The organism is Methanothrix sp. (assembly GCF_030055635.1).
GTDB lineage: Archaea > Halobacteriota > Methanosarcinia > Methanotrichales > Methanotrichaceae > Methanothrix_B.
Genome location: NZ_JASFYM010000021.1, coordinates 1 through 22822 on the forward strand (window position 1 = coordinate 1; position 22822 = coordinate 22822).

Here is a 22822-nt window from a genome sequence, read left to right on the forward strand (position 1 = left end):
CCATCTCAACAAGCTTGTCTCTGAGAAGCATGATGGTCCATCTTGATCTGCCTTCTGGCGGATCGGAGCACGCAAGAAGCGTCAGCTCTGCTTCAGCCCGACCATCTATCTTGGGTGGCGCTCCACTACGCGGCTTCTCGTTCAGCGCGCAATCAAGACCACCCTTCCAGTACCTGTCACGTGTATTACGCACCGTACCCCTGCAAACCTTCAACACATCCACTATCTCTTTGTCGCTCCAACCCTCATCAGCAAGAAGCAGTATCCTCGCACGCGTCAGACTCCTCGCAGAGGCTTTACCCTTCCTGATGAAGCTCTCAAGCTCCTCCCGTTCGCCTTCTTTCAGACTCACTTCATGCAGTCTCTTTCTGCCCATAGTCTGGGTAGATCAACGTAATGGTTAAAATATTTTGTTATAGAGCACTAGAGATGCAATTAAAATTTGTCTGAGTCTGCCTCGCATATTATCACCATGTTATGTGTAGTCGATTTGACATATAAATATTTCTTTAAGACTTTCCCGAAAACAGAAAAACAATTTTTCTGTAGTTTCTACTAACAGAGCAGCATCTATATAAGTATGCTGCAAAATTAGGATGGGTGACCAATATGCGGAAAAAGATTGCGTTTTCGGCTTTGTTCTGCGCTGCGGTTCTCCTTTTCTCGGGAGTTGTCGCTGCGGAGACCAAAATGCTATGGTCGTACAGCGGAAAGAGCTTAAACGACACAACTGTGAGACCCGTAATGCTTGGTCCGGGTGGTATGGGTGAGATGGTAAAGTTCACGGCACCAAGTCAAAATTGGAAGATAAAGGAGGTGCATATTCCAGGAACTGATGGATGGAATGAGACCGAAAATACACTCCCCCCCAGCGAGACGATATCCCTCGAGATCAGAGATAAGGATCTCAATCTTATACACCACTGGTCTGATGTGCAAATTGATTACTTTACATTTCCCACGGGATTTGGCGTAGCTGTAATAGAAGTTCCATCGATTACAGTCAATGGCGACTTCTATGTCATATTCTATGACCGAGGAGCTGTTTTAACACTTGCAGAACTTGAAAATGTAAATGGGAACTCGTTTATATACAACAGAGTCACAAAAGAATATGTTAACGCCCAACTCATAAGAGATAACCAGACGATTCCAGTGAACTGGCTCATCGGTGTAGTAGGCGAGTGATCTCGCCCATTCAATTTTTGATCCGAAACCATGTTATATCCGCACCTCCAACCCTGGAGGCGATGCTCTTCGAGAGAAAGGTGGCAGTTGTGAGCTTCCCGGGGATAGGCAGCGTCGGGAAGGTCGCGGTCGATTACCTGATAAGCTATACGAATTCCAGAATGATCATGACGCTGCCCTTCAGCGGCTTCCCTCCACAGGTCCTGATACAGGAAGGGGTTGCCAGGCTCTTCACGCTCGACGTCTTCTCCCCGGAGGGGAGAGACGATATCATTCTGCTCACATCAGATGCCCAGCCGCTTGAGGTCCTGGGGATGAACAGGCTCGCTGGCGAGGTTCTCAGAGAGCTCAGGGAGATGGGGGTGAGGGATGTCGTGACGCTCGCAGCATATGTGGGGGCTGTTCATGAGAACGTTGTGGGTACCGCCACAGATGCTGCTGCGGTGGAGCTCCTGAAAAACGCGGGCATAGCTGTGATGCCCAGCAGCATAATAGGCGGGATGAATGGGATCGTAGCTGGCATGGCCCCGCTCTACGGCCTCAGAGGATTCTGCATCCTCGGGACGACATCCGGGGACAGACTTGTGGATCTTAGAGCAGCTAGAAACCTGCTACTCTCGCTTAAAAACCTCCTCCAGATGGAGATAGACGTCTCACAGCTCGAGATCGAGGAGGAAGAAGAGGAAGAGGAGGCTCCGGAGGTAGAGGAGTGCGAGGATGAGGAGATGCTCTACAGGTAGGCCCTCGCGACAAGAGATCCCCGGCGAACCCTGTTAGCGCGTGCGACCGGCTCGCACTTCGCCCTGAGGATGTAGATCAGCCTGCCTTTCAGGGAGCCCTCAAACTCGCTGATCGTCTCGAAGTTGCCCATGCCCTTCGCGATCACCAGCCACTCAGGATCGAAAAGCAGTCTCCTAGCCTCAGGATTTATCCTGTCAAGATATATCCCAACCACACCGCCCGTGGGCACCATCTCCGCATCCGTCATCTCCCTCAGCTCATCAGCCGTCACATCATTCAGTATCGGCTCTGCCTTCGGGCCTATGACCACCCTCTTCCCCATACCCCTGAGCTTCTCTATCACAAAGAGATCGAAGACGACCTCTCCAGCATTGTCTGTCAGGTAAAATATCTTCGAGGACCCGGCCAGGAGCTTCTTCAGGGCATCCAGATCCCCAGCCAGATCCTCTCTCAGGGTCTCCTCGAAGACTGATGAGAATGATCTGTTATCGAACTCGTGACCCCTCACCCCGAACTCCATCGAGTTCGCGGCTGCCGCGATTCTGACAAGAGCCTCCATCTTATCCTCGTTCTCATCGTAGAACCTCACAGCAACAGGAAGAAGAGCACGGGCGACCGCGTTGCTCTCCTCCTTCAGTCGCCTGTACGGATCCGCGACGCCACTCACCCTCTTGATTATGAGCTCGCGCTCTGTTCCAACAATGGCAGGCACATCCCCTTTGTGCGAGGCCATGAAATCCAGGAGTTCGTGGATCGCAGCAAGGCTGAGATCCTCCGGCAGTGAGAGGAGCTCGCACTCGAATCCGGCCCTCTCCAGGATGCATATGTAGCAGCTCGACGCCATCCTCAATACGGCCACCGTCCAGCCAGAACAGCGATCACATCCGGAATTGCGCGGCGCGCCACATCCGGGTTCGAGCCGCCGCTGAGCACGAACACCAGCGGTTTGCCATCGACCGCCTTTTTGATCATGCTCGCCATCTTCGGATACGCATTCAGCGTGAGGTCGAATCCGCCGTAGTCATCTGTATGGGAATCATGCCCGAAGATCACAAAGCACACCTGGTAATCAAAACCCTCTGTGAGCTTCAGCGCGTTCTCCAGCTCCCTCAAAAACGTCTCGTCGTTCGCATTCCATCCTATTCCAAAATCGTAGTTGTTCCTCTCGCGATCGAACTCCTTCTGCGATCCGGAGTGGAAGTTTATGTGAAACACATCCGGATCGTTCCCGAAGAAGTCTCTGGTTCCGTCTCCGAAATGCGGGTCCACATCTATTATCAGAAACCGCTTGAGGCCCATCTTGCGGAGCTTGAGTATCGTTATCGCGACATCGTTGAAGTAGCAGAACCCCCAGCAGCTTCCCCTGGATGCGTGATGGCCTGCTGTTCCCGTGTAGGCGAATGCGGACTCCGCCTTTCCTGAGACCACCAATTCAGATGCCATCAGGACGCTTCCCGCGGATAGCAGAGCGACGTTCCAGTGCGGGTCATGCCTCATGTTGCGCATGTGGTTCTCTGTGTGCGCCTCGGCCACGAGCTCCACCGGCGCTGGCTGGGGTCTGAATACCTGAACATCAACGCCATCCACAAGCCCGGAGCTCATGAGGGCGTCGAAGGATGGCCTGATCCTGTCCTTCAGCACAGAGTATCCGTGCACTGGAAAATCCTCGTGGTAAACAACAGCTACCTTCATCTTCTCCATGTGAATCCCTCCGCTTTTTGTTGTCCTATAGGCAGCGGTCAAGCTGAGCGCTCCGGTAAACGCCAGCGACCAGCCTGCACTATCCTTCATATCGTTCTCGGGTACCTCTCGATCGGATACCTCTCGAGCAGCATGCCCTCCACGACTATCGGCGGCTGCTCCAGCGCGTCCCTCATCGAGCACATCTTCACCGCGCACTCAAGCTCCCAGTCGGTGCTGGAGCATATCGTCAGGAGCGGCTCGCCCTTCTTCACGATCTCCCCCATCTTCTTGTGTATTATCACTCCCGCCTTCTTGTCAGCGGGCGCGCCCGCGGCTCTTGCGATCTCTATGATTCTCTTATTGTAGAATGCGACCACGTATCCGTTCGTCGGGGAGAGTATCTGCTTCTGATGCTCTCCGATCTGGATGTCCTCACTCCTTATCTTCGGATCCCCGCCCTGAGCCTCGATGATCTCCATGAGCTTCCTGTGGGCCTTTCCGCTCGTCAGTATCTCCTCCGCGGCCCTGTACCCATCGCCCCTGGCCGCGACCCCTCCCATCTCCAGGAGTATGCCTGCGAGGGCAAGGCTCTTCTCTCTCAGACTGTTCGGCCCCTCGCCCGTCTCCAGCATCCTTAAAGCCTCCCTGACCTCGAGAGCCGGCCCCACTGTGCGACCGACTGGAGACCCGCCGAAGGTCATTGCGCACTCCACCCTGATCCCCAGCCGCTCTCCGAGGTCTGTGAGGTCCTTCGCGAGCGTCCTCGCTTTCTCCGGCGTCTCCAGCTTCGTTCCGGGGCCGGTGGGCATATCGACAACCACTGCATCAGCCCCGACTGCCCCCTTCTTCGCCATTATCGACGCGAGCATCTGGCTGTAGGGATCGATGGCGAGGGCATACTCTGCCTTTATCAACCTGTCGTCAGCTGGCGCTATGTTCGTGGCGCCGCCCCATGCGATAACCCCTCCGACGGTCTCGGTGATCTCCTTGATCTCATCGGCCGTGAACTCCACGGGCGCGAGCACCTCCATCAGATCCGCGGTCCCTCCGGCGCCCGTTATCGCTCTCGAGCTTGTCTTCGGTATGAGCAGGCCCGAGGCTGCGACGATCGGAACCACGAGCATCGATACCTTGTTCCCGGGAACCCCGCCTATGCTGTGCTTGTCCACAACAGGATGCTTATCGAAGTAAATCCTCTCGCCGGTCTCTATCATCGCCCTGGTGAGCCACTCCGTCTCCTGTGGATCCAGGTTATGGATGTACGATGCTGTGATGTATGCCGAGAGCTCGATCTCGCTCAGGTTGTTGTCGACAATATCTCTCACTATGCTCCTGATCTGGTCCTCGCTCAGCTTCTGTTTATCCATCAGCATCTTTATGTAAGATATCGAGGCAGGCCTGGGCGCCGGTGATATCTCCACGCTCTTCGCTTCCTTCAGATCCCTGAACGCCTCTGTGAATATGCCGACCTGACCCTGCCTAATCATCTGTCCGGTCACGTCAAGAATCGCGGTCAGTGATGCGCCTCTGGTTCTCACCCGAACCCTGTCTCCCGGGTTTAGGCCCATCGCTCTTGCATCTGCGATGTTGAGCATGACCTTGTACTGCCCGATCTCTATATCGAAAGGAACGACCTCGAACATTTCCACCACCTGTTCATCTGTTCACCCACACCCTCTGGACAGGCTCGACATGAGCGTCAGCGAGCGTATCCACTCGCCCTTAGCCTCCCTAGTCGTGCCGACAACCATCCTCAGGCCATTCGTGGTCTCCTCGATCACACCGGATGCCTCGATCATCTCCCCCTCGAATGCCTGGCCAGCGTATGTGTGGGAGTAGCAGAGTATCTCCCCGACCTCATGATCAAGCCTGAAAATACCCGGGCTGTCGAAGGCGTATCTCGCATCTGTCACCTCCGCGACTATTCTGCTTCTCCGGAGAGCTCTGCCTCTGGCTACCGGCTCGATCTCATCCCAGTCTCTTGTGAAGAGCAGATCGAAGTACGTGCCGTCTACCATCCCACGGTTGCCCTTGCGCATCTCATGCGCCACGAACTCATCGAAGGGGATCGAGGGCTTCCTCTTCATGTAGATCTTCATCCATGTTGCGCTATCCAGCTCCTGAATCGAGCCGCTGCGCTTTGCATCTGCTATGGCATCCCTCGCCCTCCACCAGGCGCTTCCATAGACAACCAGATCTATGTCTGATGAGCTGCTGTGAAGGCCCAGAAGCATTGATCCCGTGATCCCGATGCATCTCTCAGGGACGCCGTGCTCCTCCAGTATCTCAACGATCTTCCCTACCCTCTCATCCTCAGCTCTCACCCGTGGCAGCTCATCAGCCGGCCTGAAGAACCTCCTCACATCATCGAACGGTACCACATGAACATCCCTGACGTAATCAGGACGCCTCACCCTGAGAAAATCAAAAGCCTCATCGAAATCCAGCTTTCTGTATCTTGTACCCCCTGCGATCCTCTCCCCTGATTCATCCGGGATGTACCTAAGCAGGGATCTCACGCCATCTGGATGGAGATAATCCACAACCGAGAAGATCCATCCGTCCCTGCTCTCAAGAAAGTCCCTGATTCTGGCTCTCATCGCCCTATTACCTCTGCAACCCGATCCGCCATAGCGCCCACCCTCAGGATCCTCCTGGTGGATAGGTCCACAAGGGTGGATGGTATGGCGTATCTGCATCTCCCTCCGTCGATGAGCATGTCCACCCGAGATAAAATCTCCGGATCGATGGCCCGTGGATCCGATGGCGACTGGGCGCCGGTGATGTTTGCGCTTGTGGACGTGATCGGCCCGGTCATCTCGATGAGCCTGAGCGCGATCTCATGATCAGGGTACCTGATTCCGACAAGCTGAGACCCGGATGTGAGCATATCCGGGACGATCGATCTCTTACGCACAAGAAACGTCACAGGCCCGGGCAGAAGTCTTCTCATAATATCCAGATCCTCAGGCCGGACATCTGCCACCTCACAGAGCATCTCGAAGCTTGATACAGCTATGGATATCGGTTTATCGAGGGGGCGCCTCTTGATCGCGTAAACCCTTGCGATGCTCCTCTCATCAAGGGCGTTCGCCCCTATACCATAAACTGTCTCTGTGGGATACACCACAATTCCGCCTGAGAGTATGCATCTTGCAGCCTCGTCTACGCCTCCGATGATGACCATCGAGACATCATCTCTTCCTGATGTTTGCGATATCCCCTAGCGTCAGAACCTTCGATCCGCCCCTCGATTTGAGCCGCTCCTCGGTCGCCTCCTCGGTGAGCTTTATCCTGAGCTCCTTCTCCAGCTTCTTCCTCACGTCATCCTCGGGGACAAGCTCCTCGCGCTCGATCTTTCTCAGAAGGGATGCCTTCTCCTTTATCCTGAGAGCCAGATCCTCGAGAGAGAGATTCATGCTCTCCCTGGCATTTTTTATAATATTTCCATAATCCGGCACTACCTCCACAAAGTCTCTGAAGTGGTCGCGTGGCTTTGGCTTCTGCACGCGGAAGCTCCTCTCCACAGGCACGATCTTTCTCGGAACAGGAGACCATTTGTCCTCAGGCTTGCCGAAGCGAGCGCAGCTCTTGCATACCTCAAGAACCGAGCCGTCGATCACTATCCTCTCGGGAGAGCCAGAGATGTCTGCGCCGCAGATCTCACATTGCCTATCGCCCATCTCTCTCATCTCGGAAATCTTTTATAGCCCTCGGAGTTTAATAAGCTTTGGAGATGGGATGAACGAGCCTCAAAGTGGACCCGACTTCTCGAAGTACATCCTGGACAGGATGAAGCAGCTTGAGGAGCGCAACCTCGCCCTGAGGGAGCAGAAGGACCGCGCGGAGGGCGAGAAGCGGCTCATAGAGAACCAGAAGCTCAAGTACGAGCGCGAGGCCCGGAAGCTCCGCAGCGAGCTGGAGCGTCTGCGTGTCGGGCCCATGATCGTCGGCACTGTTGTGGAGGTCCTCGACGAGAGCAGGGTGATAGTGAAATCGAGCACAGGCCCGAGACTTGTCGTGAGCGTCTCACAGTTCATCGAGGAGGAGCTCCGGCCTGGCGTGCAGGTCGGCCTGAACCAGCAGACGTTCGCAGTGATGTGCGTGCTTCCATCGCCGCGCGATCCCATGGTCTTCGGCATGGAGGTCGAGGAGGTGCCTGATGTCACTTTTGACAGCATCGGCGGCCTCGACAGCCAGATCGCCGAGCTCAGGGAGATCGTGGAGCTTCCTCTCAAGAGACCGGATCTCTTCCAGGCGGTGGGGATCGAGCCGCCAAAGGGCGTTCTTCTCTATGGGCCCCCGGGCACTGGAAAGACCCTTCTCGCAAAGGCCGTGGCCAACAGCACAGAGGCGACCTTCCTGAGGGTGGTCGGGAGCGAGTTCGTCCAGAAGTACATTGGTGAGGGGGCCAGGCTTGTCCGGGAGCTCTTCGATCTCGCAAAGAGCAGGGCTCCTGCGATCATATTCATAGATGAGCTCGATGCGATAGGCTCCAGGCGGATCGATGGAGCGACAAGCGGCGACCGCGAGGTCCAGAGGACATTGATGCAGCTGCTTGCTGAGATGGACGGGTTCGATCCGCGCGGAGAGGTCAAGATAATAGGCGCAACCAACAGACCCGACATGCTCGATCCTGCCCTGCTGCGTCCCGGAAGGTTCGACAGGGCGATATACGTCCCTCTGCCCAACCGTGATGGCAGGTACGCGATTCTACTGATCCACACAAAGGGAATGAACCTCGGCCCTGATGTGGATCTGAAAAGCATAGCTGATCTCACAGAGAACGCGAGCGGAGCGGATCTGAAGGCGATAGTCACCGAGGCTGGAATGTCTGCAATACGCGAGGAGAGAACGCAGGTGCTCCAGAGGGACTTCGAGCGGGCGATCGCCAGGGTGCTTCAGGCGGATACGCATGGAACATGCGAGGAGCCGGATCTCCCGAACTACGCATGAGGTTCACCGCGTTCCTGCTGCGCCGAGCGATGTCATCCAGTGGGCGATATGAGTAAAGGAGCTGCAACGGTTCCTGAGGGAGTTGCTGTGTTGGATAAGTTATGAAAATCCGCGACGATTTCAGGAACGTGTGAAGAATAAATCGAAATCGATATCTTTAGACGTTATCCCGGGGGTTATCCAACACAGCAAGAGGGAGTTTAAACTATCGGCGTCAGGCAGATCCTGCTCCCGCCCTCGAAGCTCATATTGTAGAGCTCGGTGCGCGGGATCACGCCGTACATGCAGAGACCGCCGTTAAGCTCGTTTACGACGAAGTATGTGTCTGCGACGTGAATCGCCATGTTGATGCTCTCCTGGCCGGTCTTGACGACCAGGAGATTTATGTCGTTCGTCTCCTTCCACTGGTTGATCAGCCTGTTCGCTATGTTGAGAAGCTGCCTGTAGCCGAAGGCGAACTCCATCGCGTCCATTCCGATTATATTTAGAATTGGCCGGCCGCTGCGATCCCGCAGCTCATCCCATATGCCGAGCAGCTCTTTTCCCCAGGAAACAATATCGTCCCCCTGCGGCTGGACAACACGGACGTTCGTCGGCACGAAGATGTCCCTGGGGCTGAGCTGGTAACCTATCGAGGGGATTATGCATACAGCCCTCCCGTTCTTCAGAGCGTTTGAAGCAAGGGCAGTGAGTATGTGGTAGTAGCGCTTGCCAACCCCATGATTTATCTCAAGAACATTGCAAGACCCATACTTCAGACCGCCGGTTATCTCATCGAGCTGTGGAATTCCAGTAGATGCGCAATCCTCTGTCGGATCCGGTATTCTAATGTGATCTCCGCCGATCCTGACGTCAACCTCCTCAACGCATGGAGTGAAGCACTGGAACCTGCCGCCATGAAGCGTTGCTGTGAATGCGCGCTGTAGAATCTCGACACCACGTAGCTTCTCGAGCCTGATCTCGCGGGCGTATCTGGTCCTCATGCCGCTGTCCCGCAAAGCAGAAGATGGAGTTCCGGCGATCCTGAAGTGCTCCATGTAAACAACGCCGTCGACTATGTAGTCGAGCGGCATCAGATCCGCAGACTCGCTGACGAAGATGATGTGGATCCCCATGTCCCTCGCGAACTCGCATATGTTCTGCTCGAAGCTCTGCCGCTCTTTTATCATCGGAGAGACGTAGTTCATCAGCGCATCCCAGCTGTCAAAGACTATGATCGGGCTCTCCATATCCTCCACATCCTCGAAGAGGACGCGGAAGAAATCCAGGACTGTATCGTATGTCGGTATCCCTCCGGAGATGTCTCTCAGAGTCTGGAGAAGCTTTGATTGCGTTGCGTTAACGACATTTCTCGGCGGCACGATCTCCTTTATCCAGGGAAACGTCCTGTAGAGCCTGTCGGGATCGACACGCGTGGAGATGTACATCCCATTTCTCTTCTCGCACATCTCATTCAGTATCTCAAATGCGAGCGTGGTCTTGCCGGTTCCAGGCAGGCCTTTTATCAGGAGGGTCTGACCCTCGCCGATATCAAAAAACCTGTGTATCTCAGCGGGTATGCGCATGGGTTCCCTCCAACCACCACCCTCTTGTAGCAATCATCATATATATAGTATTACCATTTATGCGATTTTGGACCATCTCAGCACTTGCCCTCTATCGACTGTATCTGCTTGAGAAGCGCAGAGAGCTGATCAGCCCTGACCCTGAATGAGATGGAGACCATCCCGCTATCGTCTGGTGGCTTGACGGAGACAGATTCCACCTCACATGGCTCTATATCGCGCTTGCATATCTCCTTTTTGGGGGTCACAGCGCGCCAGAGCTTCGAGGGGCCGACTTCGACATACTCACACTTGCCCTCTGATCTGAGAACGGAGAGGTACTTTATGACCGTCGTCTTGCTCACCCCTGCCTGCCTGGCCACCTCTACCGTTGTCAGACCATCCTTGGATTCCTGAATCGCCTTGAGGATCCTCTCTTTATAGGACATCGCATCCACCATGATCGCGGCGAGCATCCAGTCATCTCGCTCCAGTCAAGCTCATAAATTTTCCTGTATGTAGTACGTACAAGAGACTGTATGGAGGAACAACTAGATAAAATTATTTAGTGAATGACTGGCATGCCATTGTGACACATCGGTTCGTGCGCTCCTCCTTGGGATCGCTCAGGCGTGTGACCTCCTCTCCGGCCTGAAGACCGGGTTTGCGCCCTGCCACTCCATCATCGAATCATAGCATTCAGTGCAGCATTGTTGTTAGATATGGAGGGGATGTGTGTTATCGAATACGGCCAGAGAAAACCTGCCACGAGCTCCTGATCAGAGCTTCTCCCACTTCTTCAGCTTTGCGACCTCTGAGAGCGTCCTTCCCCGTCTTATCTCCTCGAAGAGCCTGCTCTCGTTCTTCTCAACCTCCTTAGCCCTTCTTGCGATCTCATAGGCCCTCTCCTTCGGTATAACCACCACACCGCAGTCATCTCCTACAATGTAATCCCCTGGACGGACAACCTGCCCTCCGCAGACGATCTCCACGTTTATCTCGCCCATTCCCTTCGGCTCTCCCGCTGTGGGGGTTATGGCGCTGGCGAACACCGGATAATTGAGCCTGCGGATCTCGTCCACATCCCTGACAGCTCCATCGATCACAACTCCCTCGACACCCTTCTGCATGCAGCTCAGCGTCGCAAGTCCACCCCAGGGCGCAACATAGCGGCTGCCGTTGTAGATGACGATGACCTTTCCGGGGCCTGCTTCATCTATGGCCTCCACAGTCTTTGCCCAGTCGCCCTCGAATGTCTGGACTGTGATCGCAGTTCCTACGATTTTCGTCCCCGGAATTATCGGGAGTATGTCGCGCATCGCCCCCTTGCGGTGCATCGCATCGGTTATGTTCGGCGTTGAGACCTCCCTGAATATGGAGATCATCTCCTCCTCCAGGCTCCTCCGGGAGGTGCCAGCGCCCTCGACATGGTCTATAGCCTCTCTGATCCTGCGGGCGGAACCTGTGACATCCGCCGATCTTGTTATGTTGCCTCCGACTATCACTATAGATGCCCCGTAGAAGATCGCGTCCCTGCCGGAGTTCACATCTATGCCTCCGGCAGCAGCCACCGGAATGCTGACGACCTGGACAACCTCCCTGAGGAGATCGATGGTGCTCTTTCCAACCATCTGCTGATCTATGCCGACGTGCACGCAGATGTAGTCCACCCCGAGATCCTGAAGCTCCTTCGCGCGCTTCACCGGATCCGGCGTGGAGAGGAGATCGACCATTATCTCCACACCGTACTTCCTCGCGGCGCGGAGCGCGTCCTGAATCGTCGAATCATCGGATATCGCGAGCAGCGCCACGATATCTGCGCCGGCCTTCGCAGCCATCTCGACCTCCATGGCGCCTGTGTCTATGGTCTTCATGTCAGCAACAATCTTGGTTCCGGGAAGAGTGCGCCGGAGCTCGCGGACCGCATCCATCCCCTCGCTCTTGATCAGCGGAGTGCCTGCCTCGATCCAGTCCGCCCCGCCCGCTATCGCCTCTTTCGCTATCTCAACAGCCCGATCGATCTCGAGAAGATCCAGAGCAACCTGCAGAATCGGCCTGATATCCATCACCACCCTGATACCATTCCGGGAAGAGGGATATAAAGGGAGGTCTCAATGAGATGACATGAACCAGCTGGAGTTCGTGAAGCTTCATGGAAACGGGAACGACTTCATACTCATAGATGAGATGAACGGGAAGAGGATACCGGACGATGAGAAAAACGAAGCAGCCAGGATTCTCTGTCACCGCAACTTCGGCGTGGGCGGTGATGGTGTTATATTTCTGGTGCCCTCAGAAAAAGCGGACATCGGCATGCGTCTCCTCCAGCCAGATGGGTCTGAGGCTGAGATGTGCGGTAATGGCATACGCTGCCTCGCAAAGCACGCATGGGAGAGCGGATATGTGGGAGAGAGCTTCTCTGTTGAGACGCTGGCCGGCGTGATACCCATCCAGGTCAGGAGGGATCGTGGCGTGTTCTGGGCGAGGGTTGAGATGGGCGTCCCCAGATTCGAGCGCTCCGAGATACCCGCTGAGGGGGAGGGGGTGTTTATTAAGGTGCCAATTCACGGCTTCGAGGTGTCTGCCGTTAACACCGGCGTCCCGCACGCCGTGATATTCGTTGATAGTCTTGACCTTCCTGTAGAGCGACTGGCCCCGAAGATCAGACACAGCTCATGCTTCCCTGAGGGGGCGAACGTGAACTTTGTTAGACCCGGAGAGCATCTGGAAGTGAGAACGTTCGAGCGCGGGGTCGAGGCCGAGACGCTATCATGCGGCACAGGCTCTGTGGCCGCAGCTGCGGTCGCCCGGAGGCTCGGCCTTGTGGGTGACTCGGTCGAGGTCAGGACAAGGGGCGGGCCCCTGCTCATTTCGTTCGTGGGTGACAGGGCCTTCATGGAGGGGCCGGCTGTGACCGTGTGCAGGGGCGTCATCTCCAATGAGATACTGTAGATGCAGGAGCATATGGTCGACCGCTCAGGTGTGATTTTACATGAGGATGCACTTTATAGAGGAATCTCATACAAACTCTCATGGACAAGAAGAAGGTGCTCTTCGTATGCGTTCACAACTCCGCGAGATCTCAGATGGCGGAGGCTCTTCTCAGGGCGCTGAGAGGAGATAGGTACGAGGCGTACAGCGCGGGAACCGAGCCCACAGGGGTTGATCCGGATGCTGTGAGGGCGATGGCTGAGATAGGCATCGACATATCAGAGCAGCGATCGAAGGGGCTCGAGGGCCTGAGGGATGTTCATTTCGATACCATCGTAACACTCTGCGATGCTGGAGATTCCTGTCCTTTCATTCCAGGAGTTCACATGCACAGAGCCTTCCCGGACCCTGCAGGTGGCGGGATGAACGCCTTCAGGCGCGTGCGTGACGAGATAAAAAGATGGATCGAGGAGACGTTCTGAGAGGCTGGAGCTGCCCAAGATAATGGGCACACAGAACCAGGGCTCAGATTATGTTGATATACCGATCGATCTCCCACTGATGGACGTATGTGTTGTAGCTCCTCCACTCGAGGTTTCCGAGCCTGAGGAGATTGTTGACGACATGCTCTCCCAGGGCCTCTCTTATTACCTTGTCCTCCTCAAGGGCGACGAGCGCCTCATGCAGGTTTGACGGCAGCATCCTGACACCAAGCCTATCAAGCTCGGCCTCTGAGAGCTCGTAGAGGTTGACATCCATCGGATCTCCCGGATCTATTCCCCTGCGTATTCCATCCAGACCGGCTGCGAGTATCGCTGCAAACGCCAGGTACGGGTTGCATGATGGATCTGGAGACCTGAACTCTATGCGGGTCGAGAGACCCCTAGCTGCTGGAACTCTTATGAGAGACGATCTGTTCGGCCCGGACCAGCTGATGTACACGGGTGCCTCAAATCCGGAGACGAGACGCTTGTAGGAGTTTATCAGCGGGTTTGTTACCGCAGTCACAGCAGGAACGTGCTCTAGCAACCCACCCACAAAGTACCGCCCGAGGTCGCTGAGGTTGTAGGGCCTCTCGGGATCGAAGAACGCGTTCTCTCCCTTTCGGAAGAGGGAGATGTTGACGTGCATTCCCGATCCCGCCTGGCCGTATATCGGCTTGGGCATGAACGTCGCGCGCAGGTTGTTCTTCAGCGCGATCGTCTTTGTGACATACTTGAAGGTGACGACCTTGTCAGCGTTGCGGAGGGCATCATCATAAACGAAGTCTATCTCATGCTGGCCCCTTGCGACCTCATGATGCGCCGCCTCTACGGTGAACCCCATCTCTATGAGCACCCTCACGATCTCCCTCTTGACATCCTCTGCCAGATCCACAGGGCCGAGATCGAAGTAGCCGCCGAAGTCGTGTGGCCTTGTGCCTGATCCATTCTCCCTCTCGAAGAGGAAAAACTCCAGCTCCGGGCCGACGTTCATAGTGTAGCCCATCTTAGCAGCGACCTCGAGGTTTCTCTTGAGAACATACCTGGGATCCCCCTCGAAGGGAACACCTTTTGATGTGTAAACATCACATATGAGCCTGGCCTCGTTCGCCCCGCCCATGGATCTCCAGGGCAGTATGCAGAATGTGTCCAGATCCGGCTTCAACACCATATCAGATTCCTGGATCCTCGCGAAGCCCTCAATCGAGGATCCATCAAAAGATATGCCGGTCTTGAAAGCCTTCCCGAGCTGTGTGACGGGGATAGCAACATTCTTGACTATACCCTGTATATCTGTGAACTGCAGCCTTATGAACTCGACATTTCTGTCGCGTATTATCTCCAACAGCCTCTCCTGAGTCTGCAAATACAACACCACCATCGTGGCGCAATTTCTGAGCGTGAGATAAACCAGCGGCGCTCAGAGTCGCCTGATCTGTGGCATGATTGGGGGATGGCTTATAAATATTATCTGCACGCCTTTCCCGCTCGAGTTGGATGCAGATGGCTGGCGCAAGAATTCTTGTAGTCGATGCAGGAGGAAGGGGCAACGCGATTGCTCACGCCTTCGCAAGGAGCCCATCAGTTGAGAGGGTCTTCGTGGCTCCGGGAAACGCTGGGAGCAGTCTCTTGCAAAAATGCTCCCAGGCAGATGGATCCCAGATCAGGGGCATTGATGAAATGCTATCGTTTGCGGAGAGGAACAGGATCGATCTAACGTTCGTGGGCCCGGAGGGGTACCTCTCCGCGGGCATAGTGGATGCGTTTGAGGAGCGCGGGCTGGCTATAGTGGGCCCGGAGAGGCGTGCTGCTCTCCTTGAGGGCTCCAAATGCTGGACGAAGGATCTCCTCAGGGAGATCGGGGTGCCGGTGCCGCCCTACAGGAACTTCGATGATCCTGATGAGGCGAAGGAGTTCGTGAATCAGTTTTACGACAGCCACCCGGGGGAGAACCTCGTGGTGAAAGCGGACGGCCTCGCAGCTGGCAAGGGGTCTGTGGTCTGCTCCTCCAGAGAGGAGGCTTTATCCACAGTGAAGAGGATCATGGTCGATCCCAGGATCTTCGGGGACGCTGGAAATAAGATCGAGATCGAGAGGAGGCTCGAGGGAAGGGAGCTGATGTTCTTCGCCATCGCGGATGGCAAAAACATACTTCCGCTTGAGTCTGCGATGGACTACAAGCAGGCCTTTGCGCCTGATGAGACTGCAGCGATAAGGCTCTTCAACAGGCTCTCAGGGAATCCCAACCTCGATAACAACCCGAACACCGGCGGGATGGGCGGCTTCTCTCCGCATCCCTGGCTGGATGATGATCTCAGAGATGTGATCATGTCCAGGATAGCCAGGCCGACGATGCGCAGGGTCTACGATATGGGTTTGAGGTACAGGGGATTCATTTACTTCGGCCTGATGATCGTGGAGCGTGATGGGGTGAGAGAGCCTTACGTCCTGGAGATCAACGTCCGCCTCGGGGATCCTGAGGCCGAGGTGATCCTCCCCAGGCTCAGAACAGACATGTACGAGCTGTCACGCGCGGTTCTCGACCAAAGTCTCAACGAGATCGAGCTCGAGTGGAGCCCTGAGTACCATCTCGGCGTCTGCGCTGTGAGCGGCCGCGTTGTAAAGCCGCTCTCCAGCGGATCCGAGGAGCGGCCCGGGTATCCCGGAGCCCATTACACAAACATCCCGATAAGAGGCCTGGACACGGTTGATCCGGATGTTCTGGTGTACCACAACGGAACCGCGTTTGGTGATTCAGGAAAGATCTACACAACTGGCGGAAGGGTCCTGACCCTGGTCGCAAAGGGTGCATCGCTATCAGAGGCGAGATCGAAGGCATACGACAATATCAAGAGGATAAGGTTCAATGGGATGCGGTACCGCAGGGATATAGGTCTTGATTACCTGTGAGCAGTCCCCTGACGGACTTCTTGGCGATCTTAATCGCGGCTTTGGGCCATGGGATCAGTCGAAACGCATAATGAGATGGAGGTCCTGTGTTTGAGGCACGCGGTTGTGGAGAAAATATCATAGAGGATGGTCATTTCAGAAACAATGGAGACTGCCATGTACGTCCTTGGTATTGAGGGCACAGCCTGGAATCTGAGTGCAGCGATCGTGAACGAGGATGATGTGATCATAGAGAGGGCTGCAACATACACGCCTGCAAGGGGTGGCATCCATCCGAGGGAGGCGGCGCAGCACCACTCAGAGCACATCGGCCCGCTGCTGAGGGATGTGATCAGGAGCGCCAGGGAGCTCGGAATAAAGATAGATGGGGTTGCGTTCTCACAGGGACCCGGCCTCGGGCCGTGCCTGAGGACGGTCGCGACTGCGGCCAGGGTTCTCGCCCTGAAGTTCAAGGTTCCCCTCGTCGGCGTGAACCACTGCATAGCTCATATTGAGGTAGGGAAGTGGAAGACGGGCGCCAGGGATCCGGCTGTGCTGTACGTGAGCGGGGGCAACTCCCAGGTTCTCGCCCTCAGGCGCGGTCGCTACAGGATCTTCGGCGAGACCCTGGATATCAGCGTGGGGAACATGCTGGACAAGTTCGCGCGCTCCGTCGGCCTGCCACATCCTGGAGGGCCGAGGATAGAGGAGCTTGCGAGAAGAGCAAAGGGTTACATACCGCTTCCATACACCGTGAAGGGGATGGACTTCTCATTCTCGGGGCTTGCGACCGCTGCAACAGAGGCCGCCAGGAGATACGATCTGGCGGATGTCTGCTACAGCCTCCAGGAGACCGCGTTCGCGATGCTTGTCGAGGTCACCGAGCGTGCTATGGCTCATGCGGAGAAGAGGGAGGCGATGCTTGTCGGCGGCGTCGGGGCCAACCAGCGGCTCGGAGAGATGCTGAGGCTGATGTGCGAGGAGCGCGGTGCGAGATTTTATCTTCCAGAGAAACGCTTCATGGGCGATAATGGATCGATGATAGCATATACAGGTCTGTTGATGCTCAAGAGCGGCGTGAGCACACCGCTTGAGAGCTCCGGCGTCAGGCCTAATTACAGGACAGATGAGATCGAGGTGAGATGGGTATGAGACCCGCAGTCAATATGCAGGAGATCGATTCTATGTCCTTAAATCATATCGCAGGCGGAGATGGAGGTCTGGCATGAGATCACCCTTAAAAGTGCTACAGCTTGTGATTATTCTGTGCGCGTTAGTGTATCCTGGATCCTGCGGTGTGACTGTCATGCTGACCACTGGAGAAGCGCTTCAGTTCGCAGGGAACCTGACTCTTGTGGTGGAGGATGTGGATCCACAGGCAGGCAAGGTCTGGCTCTCGCTTTACAGCAGCGGGTCTCCGGTCTCATCATCCGTGCTCGGAATCGGGGATCACTTTGTGTACTACGGCGTGAAGCGTATAGACATTCAGATTATCAACATCTACGCTGGTGGAGACAGCGATCTTGTCGTCCTGGATGTGATAGAGGGCATAATTGCGAGCCCGGCAGAATCGTTCAGTACTGCCAGCTATGAGGATGCAGAGGAGGCAAAAAAGGTGAGGACTGCTCCTGGCTTCGGGGCTGAGGAGATGCTCATCGCGCTGGCTGTGGGTGCTCTCGTTTCTCTCTGGCAGAGCTGACGGTCAAGGCCTGCCGAAGTGCTTCTCGAAGACCGCGGGGATCTCGTCAACTCTTCTCAAAATAAATGTCCCCTCCATCGCCTCCAGGCGCTTCACGTGCTCCACGTCCTCACGCCGGATCCTGAGCCTCAGATCCCTTCCGTCAGGCAGCTTCGTGGTGGTGACACCCTCCTCGTAGTCGGATGGCATTATGTACAGCGGCACGTAGGCCTTCTGCGCCATTATCGCTGCATTGGTCAGAAGCGTGTCGGCCAGGCGCAGGGAGATCTTGGCCACTGTGTTGGATGTTGCAGGCGCTATTATGAGAAAAACAAACTTTCCGAGCTGAAGCTGTCCGGCCAGGAAAGGCGCGTTCGCATTCGCCTCCACCCAGATCTTGTCGAAGCTCGCCTCAAGCTCGTTGAAGAGCTTGTAGTACTTGATCACCTGGTCCCCTGCCCTCGATATGTAGACCCTGATATCCACAGCATCCCTGTACATTTCCTGGACATTCTTCATCATCTCCACAATCTCCGGCAGCCTGTCACCGCTTCCGGTTATCCCCCACGCCACCTTTGGTTTTCTGTCAGGCATGATATTCATCACGCTCAGGATCTGCATAAAATTTTCGATAACATCCGGTTCGTCATCGAGAATAGCATGTGATCTCCAGGATTCTTGATCTGTTATGCCATACCGCTCTTATCCATACGACGACCTGCCGGAAATGGCACTGGTCTTCTACGCGATCCTGCTGTGTTGGATAACCTCCAGTGATGACGTCCCAAGATATCGATTCTGATCTATTATCCATGCATTCCTGAAATCGTCTTCTGCTTGCGTATTTTCATGACTTATCCAACACAGCACGCGCTCCTGGAAGATGGATGAGTGCTCACAGCTACTGCATGGACTCCATGTTGCCAAGCACATGAGAGCGATGCCATTTCAGACAGGTTCACAACGATATCCTTAACACCACCGCCGCAGTAATGACGACGCATGCGCTATATTTCAGCAGAGGAGATGGGCGCGATAGATGCGAACTGCGCGTACCTTGGCATTTCCACTATACAGCTCATGGAGAACGCTGGAGCAGCGCTCGCCGGTGAGATCAGGAGGATCGGAGGAAGGAGAGTGGCCATAATCGCCGGCAGAGGAAACAACGGCGGGGATGCGTTTGTGGCAGCACGGCATCTCGATGATCACGATGTTACTGTATTCCTCATCGGGCGCGCGAGGGATATAGCCACAGAGGAGGCCAGGAGAAACTGGGATGTGCTCAGACGCCTCGAGCTCGATCTCAGGGAGATCACGGACGTGAGCGAGATCGATCTCAGTGGGTATGATGTTGTCGTAGACGCCCTATTCGGCACAGGTGTTCGCGGCCCAATAAAGGGACTTGAGGGGGAGGTCATAGATCTCATCAACTCCTGCGGAAAGCGCATCGTCTCCGTCGACGTGCCAAGCGGAATGGGCACCGGAAAAGAGGTCTCTCCAGAGATCACAGTGACATTTCACCGCCCGAAGATCGGGATGAAGGGCGATTTCAGAGTCGTGAGCATCGGCATACCGAGAATGGCCGAGTTCCTCGTCGGCCCCGGTGATCTCAGGCTTCTGGGGAGACGGGGGCCCGAGAGCCACAAGGGGGACAGCGGAAGGATACTGGTGATCGGCGGCGGACCCTACACGGGCGCTCCTGCGCTCTCTGCGATGGCCGCCCTCCGCGCGGGCGCCGACATAGTCACAGTCGCGGCGCCGAGGAGCGTCGCAGGTACGATAGCCTCATTCTCGCCAAACATGATCGTCCGGCCCCTGACGTCTGACAGGCTGTGCATGGCCGACCTCGAGATCCTGAAGAGCCTGATACCGAGACATGATGTGGTTGTCATCGGCATGGGTCTGGGGAGGGATGCGGAGACACTTGAGGCGGTATCGCAGATACTCCCGCTCTGCGATAGGGTTGTGATCGATGCAGACGCACTCCAGCCCGATATGCCGCTGAAGGGGATAGTGACGCCCCATGCCGGAGAGTTCAGGCGCATAAGCGGGGTGGATCTCCCCAAGGGAAGGGAGAGGATCGAGGTGGTGAGGAGATTCGCACGCGATAGGAAGCTTGTCGTCCTCCTCAAGGGAAGGATGGACATAATCACAGATGGAGAGATCGTGAGGGGGAACACCACCGGAAACCCGGGAATGACCGTCGGAGGGACCGGCGATGTTCTTGCAGGCATAACAGGTGCGTTCTACGCGAGGGCGGATGCGATGAGGGCTGCCTCAGCAGCAGCATTCGTCAACGGCAGGGCCGGGGATCTGGTGTACCGCGAGAAGGATTTCGGGATGGTGGCCACGGATCTCATAGACAAGATACCTGAGGCGATGATGATCTGAAGTCGTGGAAGGTCCCTGCAATGCTTGTGCACATGGGGGAATTATGATAATACGAGATAGCACCGGTATGGTCGATATCACCGATAAGCCTCCCGTCAGGAGAACTGCAACCGCATCAGGTCTGATAAGGCTCAGACGCAGCACGATCGAGGCGATCGCGTCCGGGAGGGTGAGCAAGGGAGATGTCCTCACTACTGCCAGGATATCCGCGATAAATGCCGTGAAGGAGACCCCGCGCCTGATACCGATGTGTCATAACATCCCGATCACAGGGGTAGATACGGAGATCTCCCTGGAGGATTCAGCTGTTCGCGTCAGGGTGAGGGTTACATCTGTCGGCAGAACGGGGGTCGAGATGGAGGCGCTCACAGGTGCATCTGTGGCCCTCCTGACAATATGGGACATGGTCAAGTCTCTGGAGAAGGATGAGCAGGGGTGCTATCCAGATACATCGATCGAATGCATACGCGTCGAGGAGAAGGTCAAGGATCTGTGAGCCGGAAAAGGCTCGTCCTAGGATGGCTGTGTGACCAGGATCAGCATTTCCCGTCCTATACGGCAGTGGATGTTAGTGCATCAGTGACGTGAATGCACTAACATCAGATCTCACTATGAGCCATGCTCATATCCGATCCTGGGTATTTGCATCCTGCTGCCGTCCCTCACGAGCCATATACCATTTTTTACAGCACGCCCTATCACGCTGAATTCACAGGCTTCTCTCGCATCATCGATCCTCTCCTCTCTTATGGTGAAGAGAAGCTCGAAGTCGCCCCCTGCTCTGAGAACCATCTCCAGAGCCTCATCATCGCTCTCAGCGATCGCTTTGACCTCGTCTGCTATGGGTATGCGCTCGTACTCGATCACGAATCCGGTACCTCCGGCCTCGGCAAGATCGTGAAGAGATAGAGCGAGACCATCGCTGTTGTCCATCATCGCTGTTACAGCTCCTGTCCCCGCGAGGGCGATGCCCTCCCGCAGCCTGGGGCGCGGCTCAAGAAGCCTGCGCGCGAGATCGATCCTGCCAAGGTTCAGGGCCTTCAGTCCAGCTCCGGCTCCGCCGAGAGAGCCGGTGGTGCAGAGAAGATCCCCGGGTCGCGCCCCCCTTCTTCTCAGGATTCTCCCTCTCGATACCCTACCGAGAGCGGTGCCGCATATTGTGAGCTCCCTGTGCGCATCTGTATCGCCTCCTAGCACCTCTGTGCCGTATGCCTCTACACAGTCCCGGATGCCCCTGAAGATCTCATCTATGAACCCGACATCTGTTTCAGGAGGGATACCAGATGCGATCAGAACTCCAAGAGGTTCAGCACCCATCGCCGCGATATCGCTCAGGTTGACTGCAGCGCACATCCAGCCGATCTGCCAGGGTGTTGCCTGTGCTGGAAAATCGGTCTCCCTGTGGAGCATGTCCGTTGTGACCACAAGGTAATCTCCATCAATTCCGATGACCGCACAGTCGTCGTGCTCCAGCCCACCCAGCATCTCTGTGATCCTGGATATCAGTGAGCGCTCTCCGATGTCAGAGAATTTCATACCAGAACTTCCCCACACAGCAGTTTACAGCTTCTGATGACTTTGAAATGGCTGTGCTTCAGTCCTCTTTGGAATCTTCTCTGCTCGCAGCCCCCTTCTCGTACTCAGATCTTATCGCCTCTATCATAGCGCTGTCGGCCTCCACCACCAGCGCGCCGATGTAGCCGCACCTCTTGCAGTGGTAGAGCTTTCCAGCATAACCACCCGCCTCATAGTAGATATCAGAGCTCCCGCACACCGGGCAGACCTCGATCAGATGCTCCTTTCTATCCATATGTCATTCCTGAACTGCGTTATGTAACTGCTCGGTTATCAAGGTGCTCTTTACCACTGTCATCTCCTGTTACTATTCAGAGGGTGGGCTGATGTGGTCGAACCGTGAGAGGCGAACTCTGATAGCTCCAACCATCTGCAGTTGACTTCGCCTCATTCTGCAAGATGAGCCCAGAACCCTTTCAGTTCCCTTTTCCTCGGGATTCGCTTTGCAACATCTTGCTGGCGCCCTGAGGAGCGTACTTCACGTCCTCTTTCAGTTCCCTTTTCCTCGGGATTCGCTTTGCAACGTGGGAAGGAGTTAAACTAAACTATAGCAGTGTGTATGCTTTCAGTTCCCTTTTCCTCGGGATTCGCTTTGCAACACGGCGAGAGGCAGATCGCCGCGCTGTGTATGCTGGTACCTGCATTTCGCATTAACATTCATTTTCCGAACAATTTTCTCTGCATGGCCTGCGACAAACATTTTTAGCCGGCTCACAGGTTTGGAGAGAGGAGCAGCTTAGATGGAGACAGACACGCGATCAATG

24 protein-coding genes are annotated in these 22822 nt (G+C 55.5%); 10 read left to right on the forward strand and 14 right to left on the reverse strand.

Features of this window, described 5'->3' with window-relative positions:
* Positions 1 to 376 (reverse strand): helix-turn-helix domain-containing protein (locus QFX31_RS08215; RefSeq protein ID WP_348531620.1); only part of this gene is annotated, 376 nt, incomplete at its 3' end.
* 224 nt (positions 377 to 600) lie between these two features.
* Between QFX31_RS08215 and QFX31_RS08220 the strand changes: the two genes are divergently transcribed.
* Positions 601 to 1188 (forward strand): hypothetical protein, encoded by a 588-nt coding sequence (locus QFX31_RS08220; RefSeq protein ID WP_348531621.1) that lies wholly within the window; start codon positions 601 to 603, stop codon positions 1186 to 1188.
* A gap of 62 nt (positions 1189 to 1250) precedes the next feature.
* Positions 1251 to 1928, forward strand: coding sequence for a PAC2 family protein (locus tag QFX31_RS08225; protein ID WP_348531622.1), 678 nt, complete (start codon positions 1251 to 1253; stop codon positions 1926 to 1928).
* On the opposite strand, the gene QFX31_RS08230 is transcribed toward QFX31_RS08225, so the two are convergent.
* The 6 genes from QFX31_RS08230 to QFX31_RS08255 all read right to left on the reverse strand — a co-directional run bounded on the left by QFX31_RS08230 (position 1919) and on the right by QFX31_RS08255 (position 7304).
* On the reverse strand, positions 1919 to 2773 hold the full coding sequence (locus tag QFX31_RS08230; RefSeq protein WP_348531642.1) for an ARMT1-like domain-containing protein: 855 nt from the start codon (positions 2771 to 2773) through the stop codon (positions 1919 to 1921). The two genes, QFX31_RS08225 and QFX31_RS08230, sit on opposite strands and share 10 nt — an antisense overlap.
* Positions 2774 to 2775: 2 nt before the next feature.
* A complete protein-coding gene (locus tag QFX31_RS08235; RefSeq protein WP_348531623.1) occupies positions 2776 to 3630 on the reverse strand; it encodes a histone deacetylase in 855 nt (284 codons plus the stop codon).
* An 86-nt stretch (positions 3631 to 3716) separates the two neighbouring features.
* Complete coding sequence (locus QFX31_RS08240; protein ID WP_348531624.1) at positions 3717 to 5255, reverse strand: AMP phosphorylase; 1539 nt, start codon at positions 5253 to 5255, stop codon at positions 3717 to 3719.
* 21 nt (positions 5256 to 5276) lie between these two features.
* Entirely contained in the window at positions 5277 to 6212 is a 936-nt protein-coding gene (locus tag QFX31_RS08245; RefSeq protein ID WP_348531625.1) for a nucleotidyltransferase domain-containing protein, read from the reverse strand.
* Positions 6209 to 6799, reverse strand: coding sequence for an L-threonylcarbamoyladenylate synthase (locus QFX31_RS08250; protein WP_348531626.1), 591 nt, complete (start codon positions 6797 to 6799; stop codon positions 6209 to 6211). Before QFX31_RS08250 ends, QFX31_RS08245 begins: the two co-directional genes overlap by 4 nt.
* Positions 6800 to 6806: 7 nt before the next feature.
* Entirely contained in the window at positions 6807 to 7304 is a 498-nt protein-coding gene (locus QFX31_RS08255; protein ID WP_348531627.1) for a multiprotein bridging factor aMBF1, read from the reverse strand.
* A 49-nt stretch (positions 7305 to 7353) separates the two neighbouring features.
* Here QFX31_RS08255 and QFX31_RS08260 point away from each other — a divergent pair, with 49 nt between their 5' ends.
* Positions 7354 to 8568: a proteasome-activating nucleotidase gene (locus QFX31_RS08260; RefSeq protein WP_348531628.1), complete on the forward strand. Its 1215-nt coding sequence runs from the start codon at positions 7354 to 7356 to the stop codon at positions 8566 to 8568.
* Positions 8569 to 8768: 200 nt separating this feature from the next.
* Here the strand turns inward: QFX31_RS08260 and gvpD are convergent, their stop codons facing one another.
* The 3 genes from gvpD to hxlA all read right to left on the reverse strand — a co-directional run bounded on the left by gvpD (position 8769) and on the right by hxlA (position 12178).
* Positions 8769 to 10133: a gas vesicle protein GvpD P-loop domain-containing protein gene (gvpD, locus tag QFX31_RS08265; protein WP_348531629.1), complete on the reverse strand. Its 1365-nt coding sequence runs from the start codon at positions 10131 to 10133 to the stop codon at positions 8769 to 8771.
* A 77-nt stretch (positions 10134 to 10210) separates the two neighbouring features.
* Positions 10211 to 10588, reverse strand: coding sequence for a winged helix-turn-helix transcriptional regulator (locus QFX31_RS08270; protein ID WP_348531630.1), 378 nt, complete (start codon positions 10586 to 10588; stop codon positions 10211 to 10213).
* 303 nt (positions 10589 to 10891) lie between these two features.
* Positions 10892 to 12178 (reverse strand): 3-hexulose-6-phosphate synthase, encoded by a 1287-nt coding sequence (gene hxlA / locus QFX31_RS08275; RefSeq protein ID WP_348531631.1) that lies wholly within the window; start codon positions 12176 to 12178, stop codon positions 10892 to 10894.
* A 58-nt stretch (positions 12179 to 12236) separates the two neighbouring features.
* Between hxlA and dapF the strand changes: the two genes are divergently transcribed.
* Together dapF and QFX31_RS08285 are read left to right on the forward strand one after the other, a co-directional pair.
* Complete coding sequence (gene dapF / locus QFX31_RS08280) at positions 12237 to 13064, forward strand: diaminopimelate epimerase (protein ID WP_348531632.1); 828 nt, start codon at positions 12237 to 12239, stop codon at positions 13062 to 13064.
* Positions 13065 to 13144: 80 nt separating this feature from the next.
* Positions 13145 to 13525 (forward strand): arsenate reductase ArsC, encoded by a 381-nt coding sequence (locus QFX31_RS08285; protein ID WP_348531633.1) that lies wholly within the window; start codon positions 13145 to 13147, stop codon positions 13523 to 13525.
* A 43-nt stretch (positions 13526 to 13568) separates the two neighbouring features.
* Here QFX31_RS08285 and QFX31_RS08290 read toward each other — a convergent pair whose 3' ends face one another.
* A complete protein-coding gene (locus QFX31_RS08290) occupies positions 13569 to 14906 on the reverse strand; it encodes a glutamine synthetase family protein (RefSeq protein WP_348531634.1) in 1338 nt (445 codons plus the stop codon).
* A gap of 116 nt (positions 14907 to 15022) precedes the next feature.
* On the opposite strand from QFX31_RS08290, the gene purD reads away from it, so the two are divergent.
* The 3 genes from purD to QFX31_RS08305 all read left to right on the forward strand — a co-directional run bounded on the left by purD (position 15023) and on the right by QFX31_RS08305 (position 18113).
* A complete protein-coding gene (purD, locus tag QFX31_RS08295; RefSeq protein ID WP_348531635.1) occupies positions 15023 to 16435 on the forward strand; it encodes a phosphoribosylamine--glycine ligase in 1413 nt (470 codons plus the stop codon).
* A 156-nt stretch (positions 16436 to 16591) separates the two neighbouring features.
* Entirely contained in the window at positions 16592 to 17566 is a 975-nt protein-coding gene (locus QFX31_RS08300) for a bifunctional N(6)-L-threonylcarbamoyladenine synthase/serine/threonine protein kinase (protein WP_348531643.1), read from the forward strand.
* Between the two features lie 73 nt (positions 17567 to 17639).
* Entirely contained in the window at positions 17640 to 18113 is a 474-nt protein-coding gene (locus QFX31_RS08305) for a hypothetical protein (protein WP_348531636.1), read from the forward strand.
* A gap of 3 nt (positions 18114 to 18116) precedes the next feature.
* Here the strand turns inward: QFX31_RS08305 and afpA are convergent, their stop codons facing one another.
* Positions 18117 to 18686: an archaeoflavoprotein AfpA gene (gene afpA, locus QFX31_RS08310; RefSeq protein ID WP_348531637.1), complete on the reverse strand. Its 570-nt coding sequence runs from the start codon at positions 18684 to 18686 to the stop codon at positions 18117 to 18119.
* A gap of 408 nt (positions 18687 to 19094) precedes the next feature.
* Between afpA and QFX31_RS08315 the strand changes: the two genes are divergently transcribed.
* Together QFX31_RS08315 and moaC are read left to right on the forward strand one after the other, a co-directional pair.
* Positions 19095 to 20483 carry an NAD(P)H-hydrate dehydratase gene (locus tag QFX31_RS08315; RefSeq protein WP_348531638.1) on the forward strand — a complete coding sequence of 463 codons (1389 nt, stop codon included), beginning with the start codon at positions 19095 to 19097 and terminating at the stop codon, positions 20481 to 20483.
* Positions 20484 to 20526: 43 nt separating this feature from the next.
* On the forward strand, positions 20527 to 20979 hold the full coding sequence (gene moaC / locus QFX31_RS08320; protein WP_348531639.1) for a cyclic pyranopterin monophosphate synthase MoaC: 453 nt from the start codon (positions 20527 to 20529) through the stop codon (positions 20977 to 20979).
* A gap of 113 nt (positions 20980 to 21092) precedes the next feature.
* On the opposite strand, the gene thiL is transcribed toward moaC, so the two are convergent.
* Positions 21093 to 22019, reverse strand: coding sequence for a thiamine-phosphate kinase (gene thiL / locus QFX31_RS08325; protein WP_348531640.1), 927 nt, complete (start codon positions 22017 to 22019; stop codon positions 21093 to 21095).
* 58 nt (positions 22020 to 22077) lie between these two features.
* Positions 22078 to 22293: a hypothetical protein gene (locus QFX31_RS08330; RefSeq protein WP_348531641.1), complete on the reverse strand. Its 216-nt coding sequence runs from the start codon at positions 22291 to 22293 to the stop codon at positions 22078 to 22080.
* Positions 22294 to 22822: the final 529 nt, after the last annotated feature.

Excerpts from the sequence above, each read along its gene's own strand:
- QFX31_RS08225 (WP_348531622.1), top strand. The coding sequence starts at position 1,251 with ATGCTCTTCGAGAGAAAGGTGGCAGTTGTGAGCTTCCCGGGGATAGGC.
- QFX31_RS08230 (WP_348531642.1), bottom strand. The coding sequence starts at position 2,773 with ATGGCGTCGAGCTGCTACATATGCATCCTGGAGAGGGCCGGATTCGAG.
- QFX31_RS08235 (WP_348531623.1), bottom strand. The coding sequence starts at position 3,630 with ATGGAGAAGATGAAGGTAGCTGTTGTTTACCACGAGGATTTTCCAGTG.
- QFX31_RS08240 (WP_348531624.1), bottom strand. The coding sequence starts at position 5,255 with ATGTTCGAGGTCGTTCCTTTCGATATAGAGATCGGGCAGTACAAGGTC.
- QFX31_RS08245 (WP_348531625.1), bottom strand. The coding sequence starts at position 6,212 with ATGAGAGCCAGAATCAGGGACTTTCTTGAGAGCAGGGACGGATGGATC.
- QFX31_RS08250 (WP_348531626.1), bottom strand. The coding sequence starts at position 6,799 with ATGGTCATCATCGGAGGCGTAGACGAGGCTGCAAGATGCATACTCTCA.
- QFX31_RS08255 (WP_348531627.1), bottom strand. The coding sequence starts at position 7,304 with ATGAGAGAGATGGGCGATAGGCAATGTGAGATCTGCGGCGCAGACATC.
- QFX31_RS08260 (WP_348531628.1), top strand. The coding sequence starts at position 7,354 with ATGAACGAGCCTCAAAGTGGACCCGACTTCTCGAAGTACATCCTGGAC.
- gvpD (WP_348531629.1), bottom strand. The coding sequence starts at position 10,133 with ATGCGCATACCCGCTGAGATACACAGGTTTTTTGATATCGGCGAGGGT.
- QFX31_RS08270 (WP_348531630.1), bottom strand. The coding sequence starts at position 10,588 with ATGCTCGCCGCGATCATGGTGGATGCGATGTCCTATAAAGAGAGGATC.
- hxlA (WP_348531631.1), bottom strand. The coding sequence starts at position 12,178 with ATGGATATCAGGCCGATTCTGCAGGTTGCTCTGGATCTTCTCGAGATC.
- dapF (WP_348531632.1), top strand. The coding sequence starts at position 12,237 with ATGAACCAGCTGGAGTTCGTGAAGCTTCATGGAAACGGGAACGACTTC.
- QFX31_RS08285 (WP_348531633.1), top strand. The coding sequence starts at position 13,145 with ATGGACAAGAAGAAGGTGCTCTTCGTATGCGTTCACAACTCCGCGAGA.
- QFX31_RS08290 (WP_348531634.1), bottom strand. The coding sequence starts at position 14,906 with ATGGTGGTGTTGTATTTGCAGACTCAGGAGAGGCTGTTGGAGATAATA.
- purD (WP_348531635.1), top strand. The coding sequence starts at position 15,023 with ATGCAGATGGCTGGCGCAAGAATTCTTGTAGTCGATGCAGGAGGAAGG.
- QFX31_RS08300 (WP_348531643.1), top strand. The coding sequence starts at position 16,592 with ATGTACGTCCTTGGTATTGAGGGCACAGCCTGGAATCTGAGTGCAGCG.
- QFX31_RS08305 (WP_348531636.1), top strand. The coding sequence starts at position 17,640 with ATGAGATCACCCTTAAAAGTGCTACAGCTTGTGATTATTCTGTGCGCG.
- afpA (WP_348531637.1), bottom strand. The coding sequence starts at position 18,686 with ATGCCTGACAGAAAACCAAAGGTGGCGTGGGGGATAACCGGAAGCGGT.
- QFX31_RS08315 (WP_348531638.1), top strand. The coding sequence starts at position 19,095 with ATGCGCTATATTTCAGCAGAGGAGATGGGCGCGATAGATGCGAACTGC.
- moaC (WP_348531639.1), top strand. The coding sequence starts at position 20,527 with ATGATAATACGAGATAGCACCGGTATGGTCGATATCACCGATAAGCCT.
- thiL (WP_348531640.1), bottom strand. The coding sequence starts at position 22,019 with ATGAAATTCTCTGACATCGGAGAGCGCTCACTGATATCCAGGATCACA.
- QFX31_RS08330 (WP_348531641.1), bottom strand. The coding sequence starts at position 22,293 with ATGGATAGAAAGGAGCATCTGATCGAGGTCTGCCCGGTGTGCGGGAGC.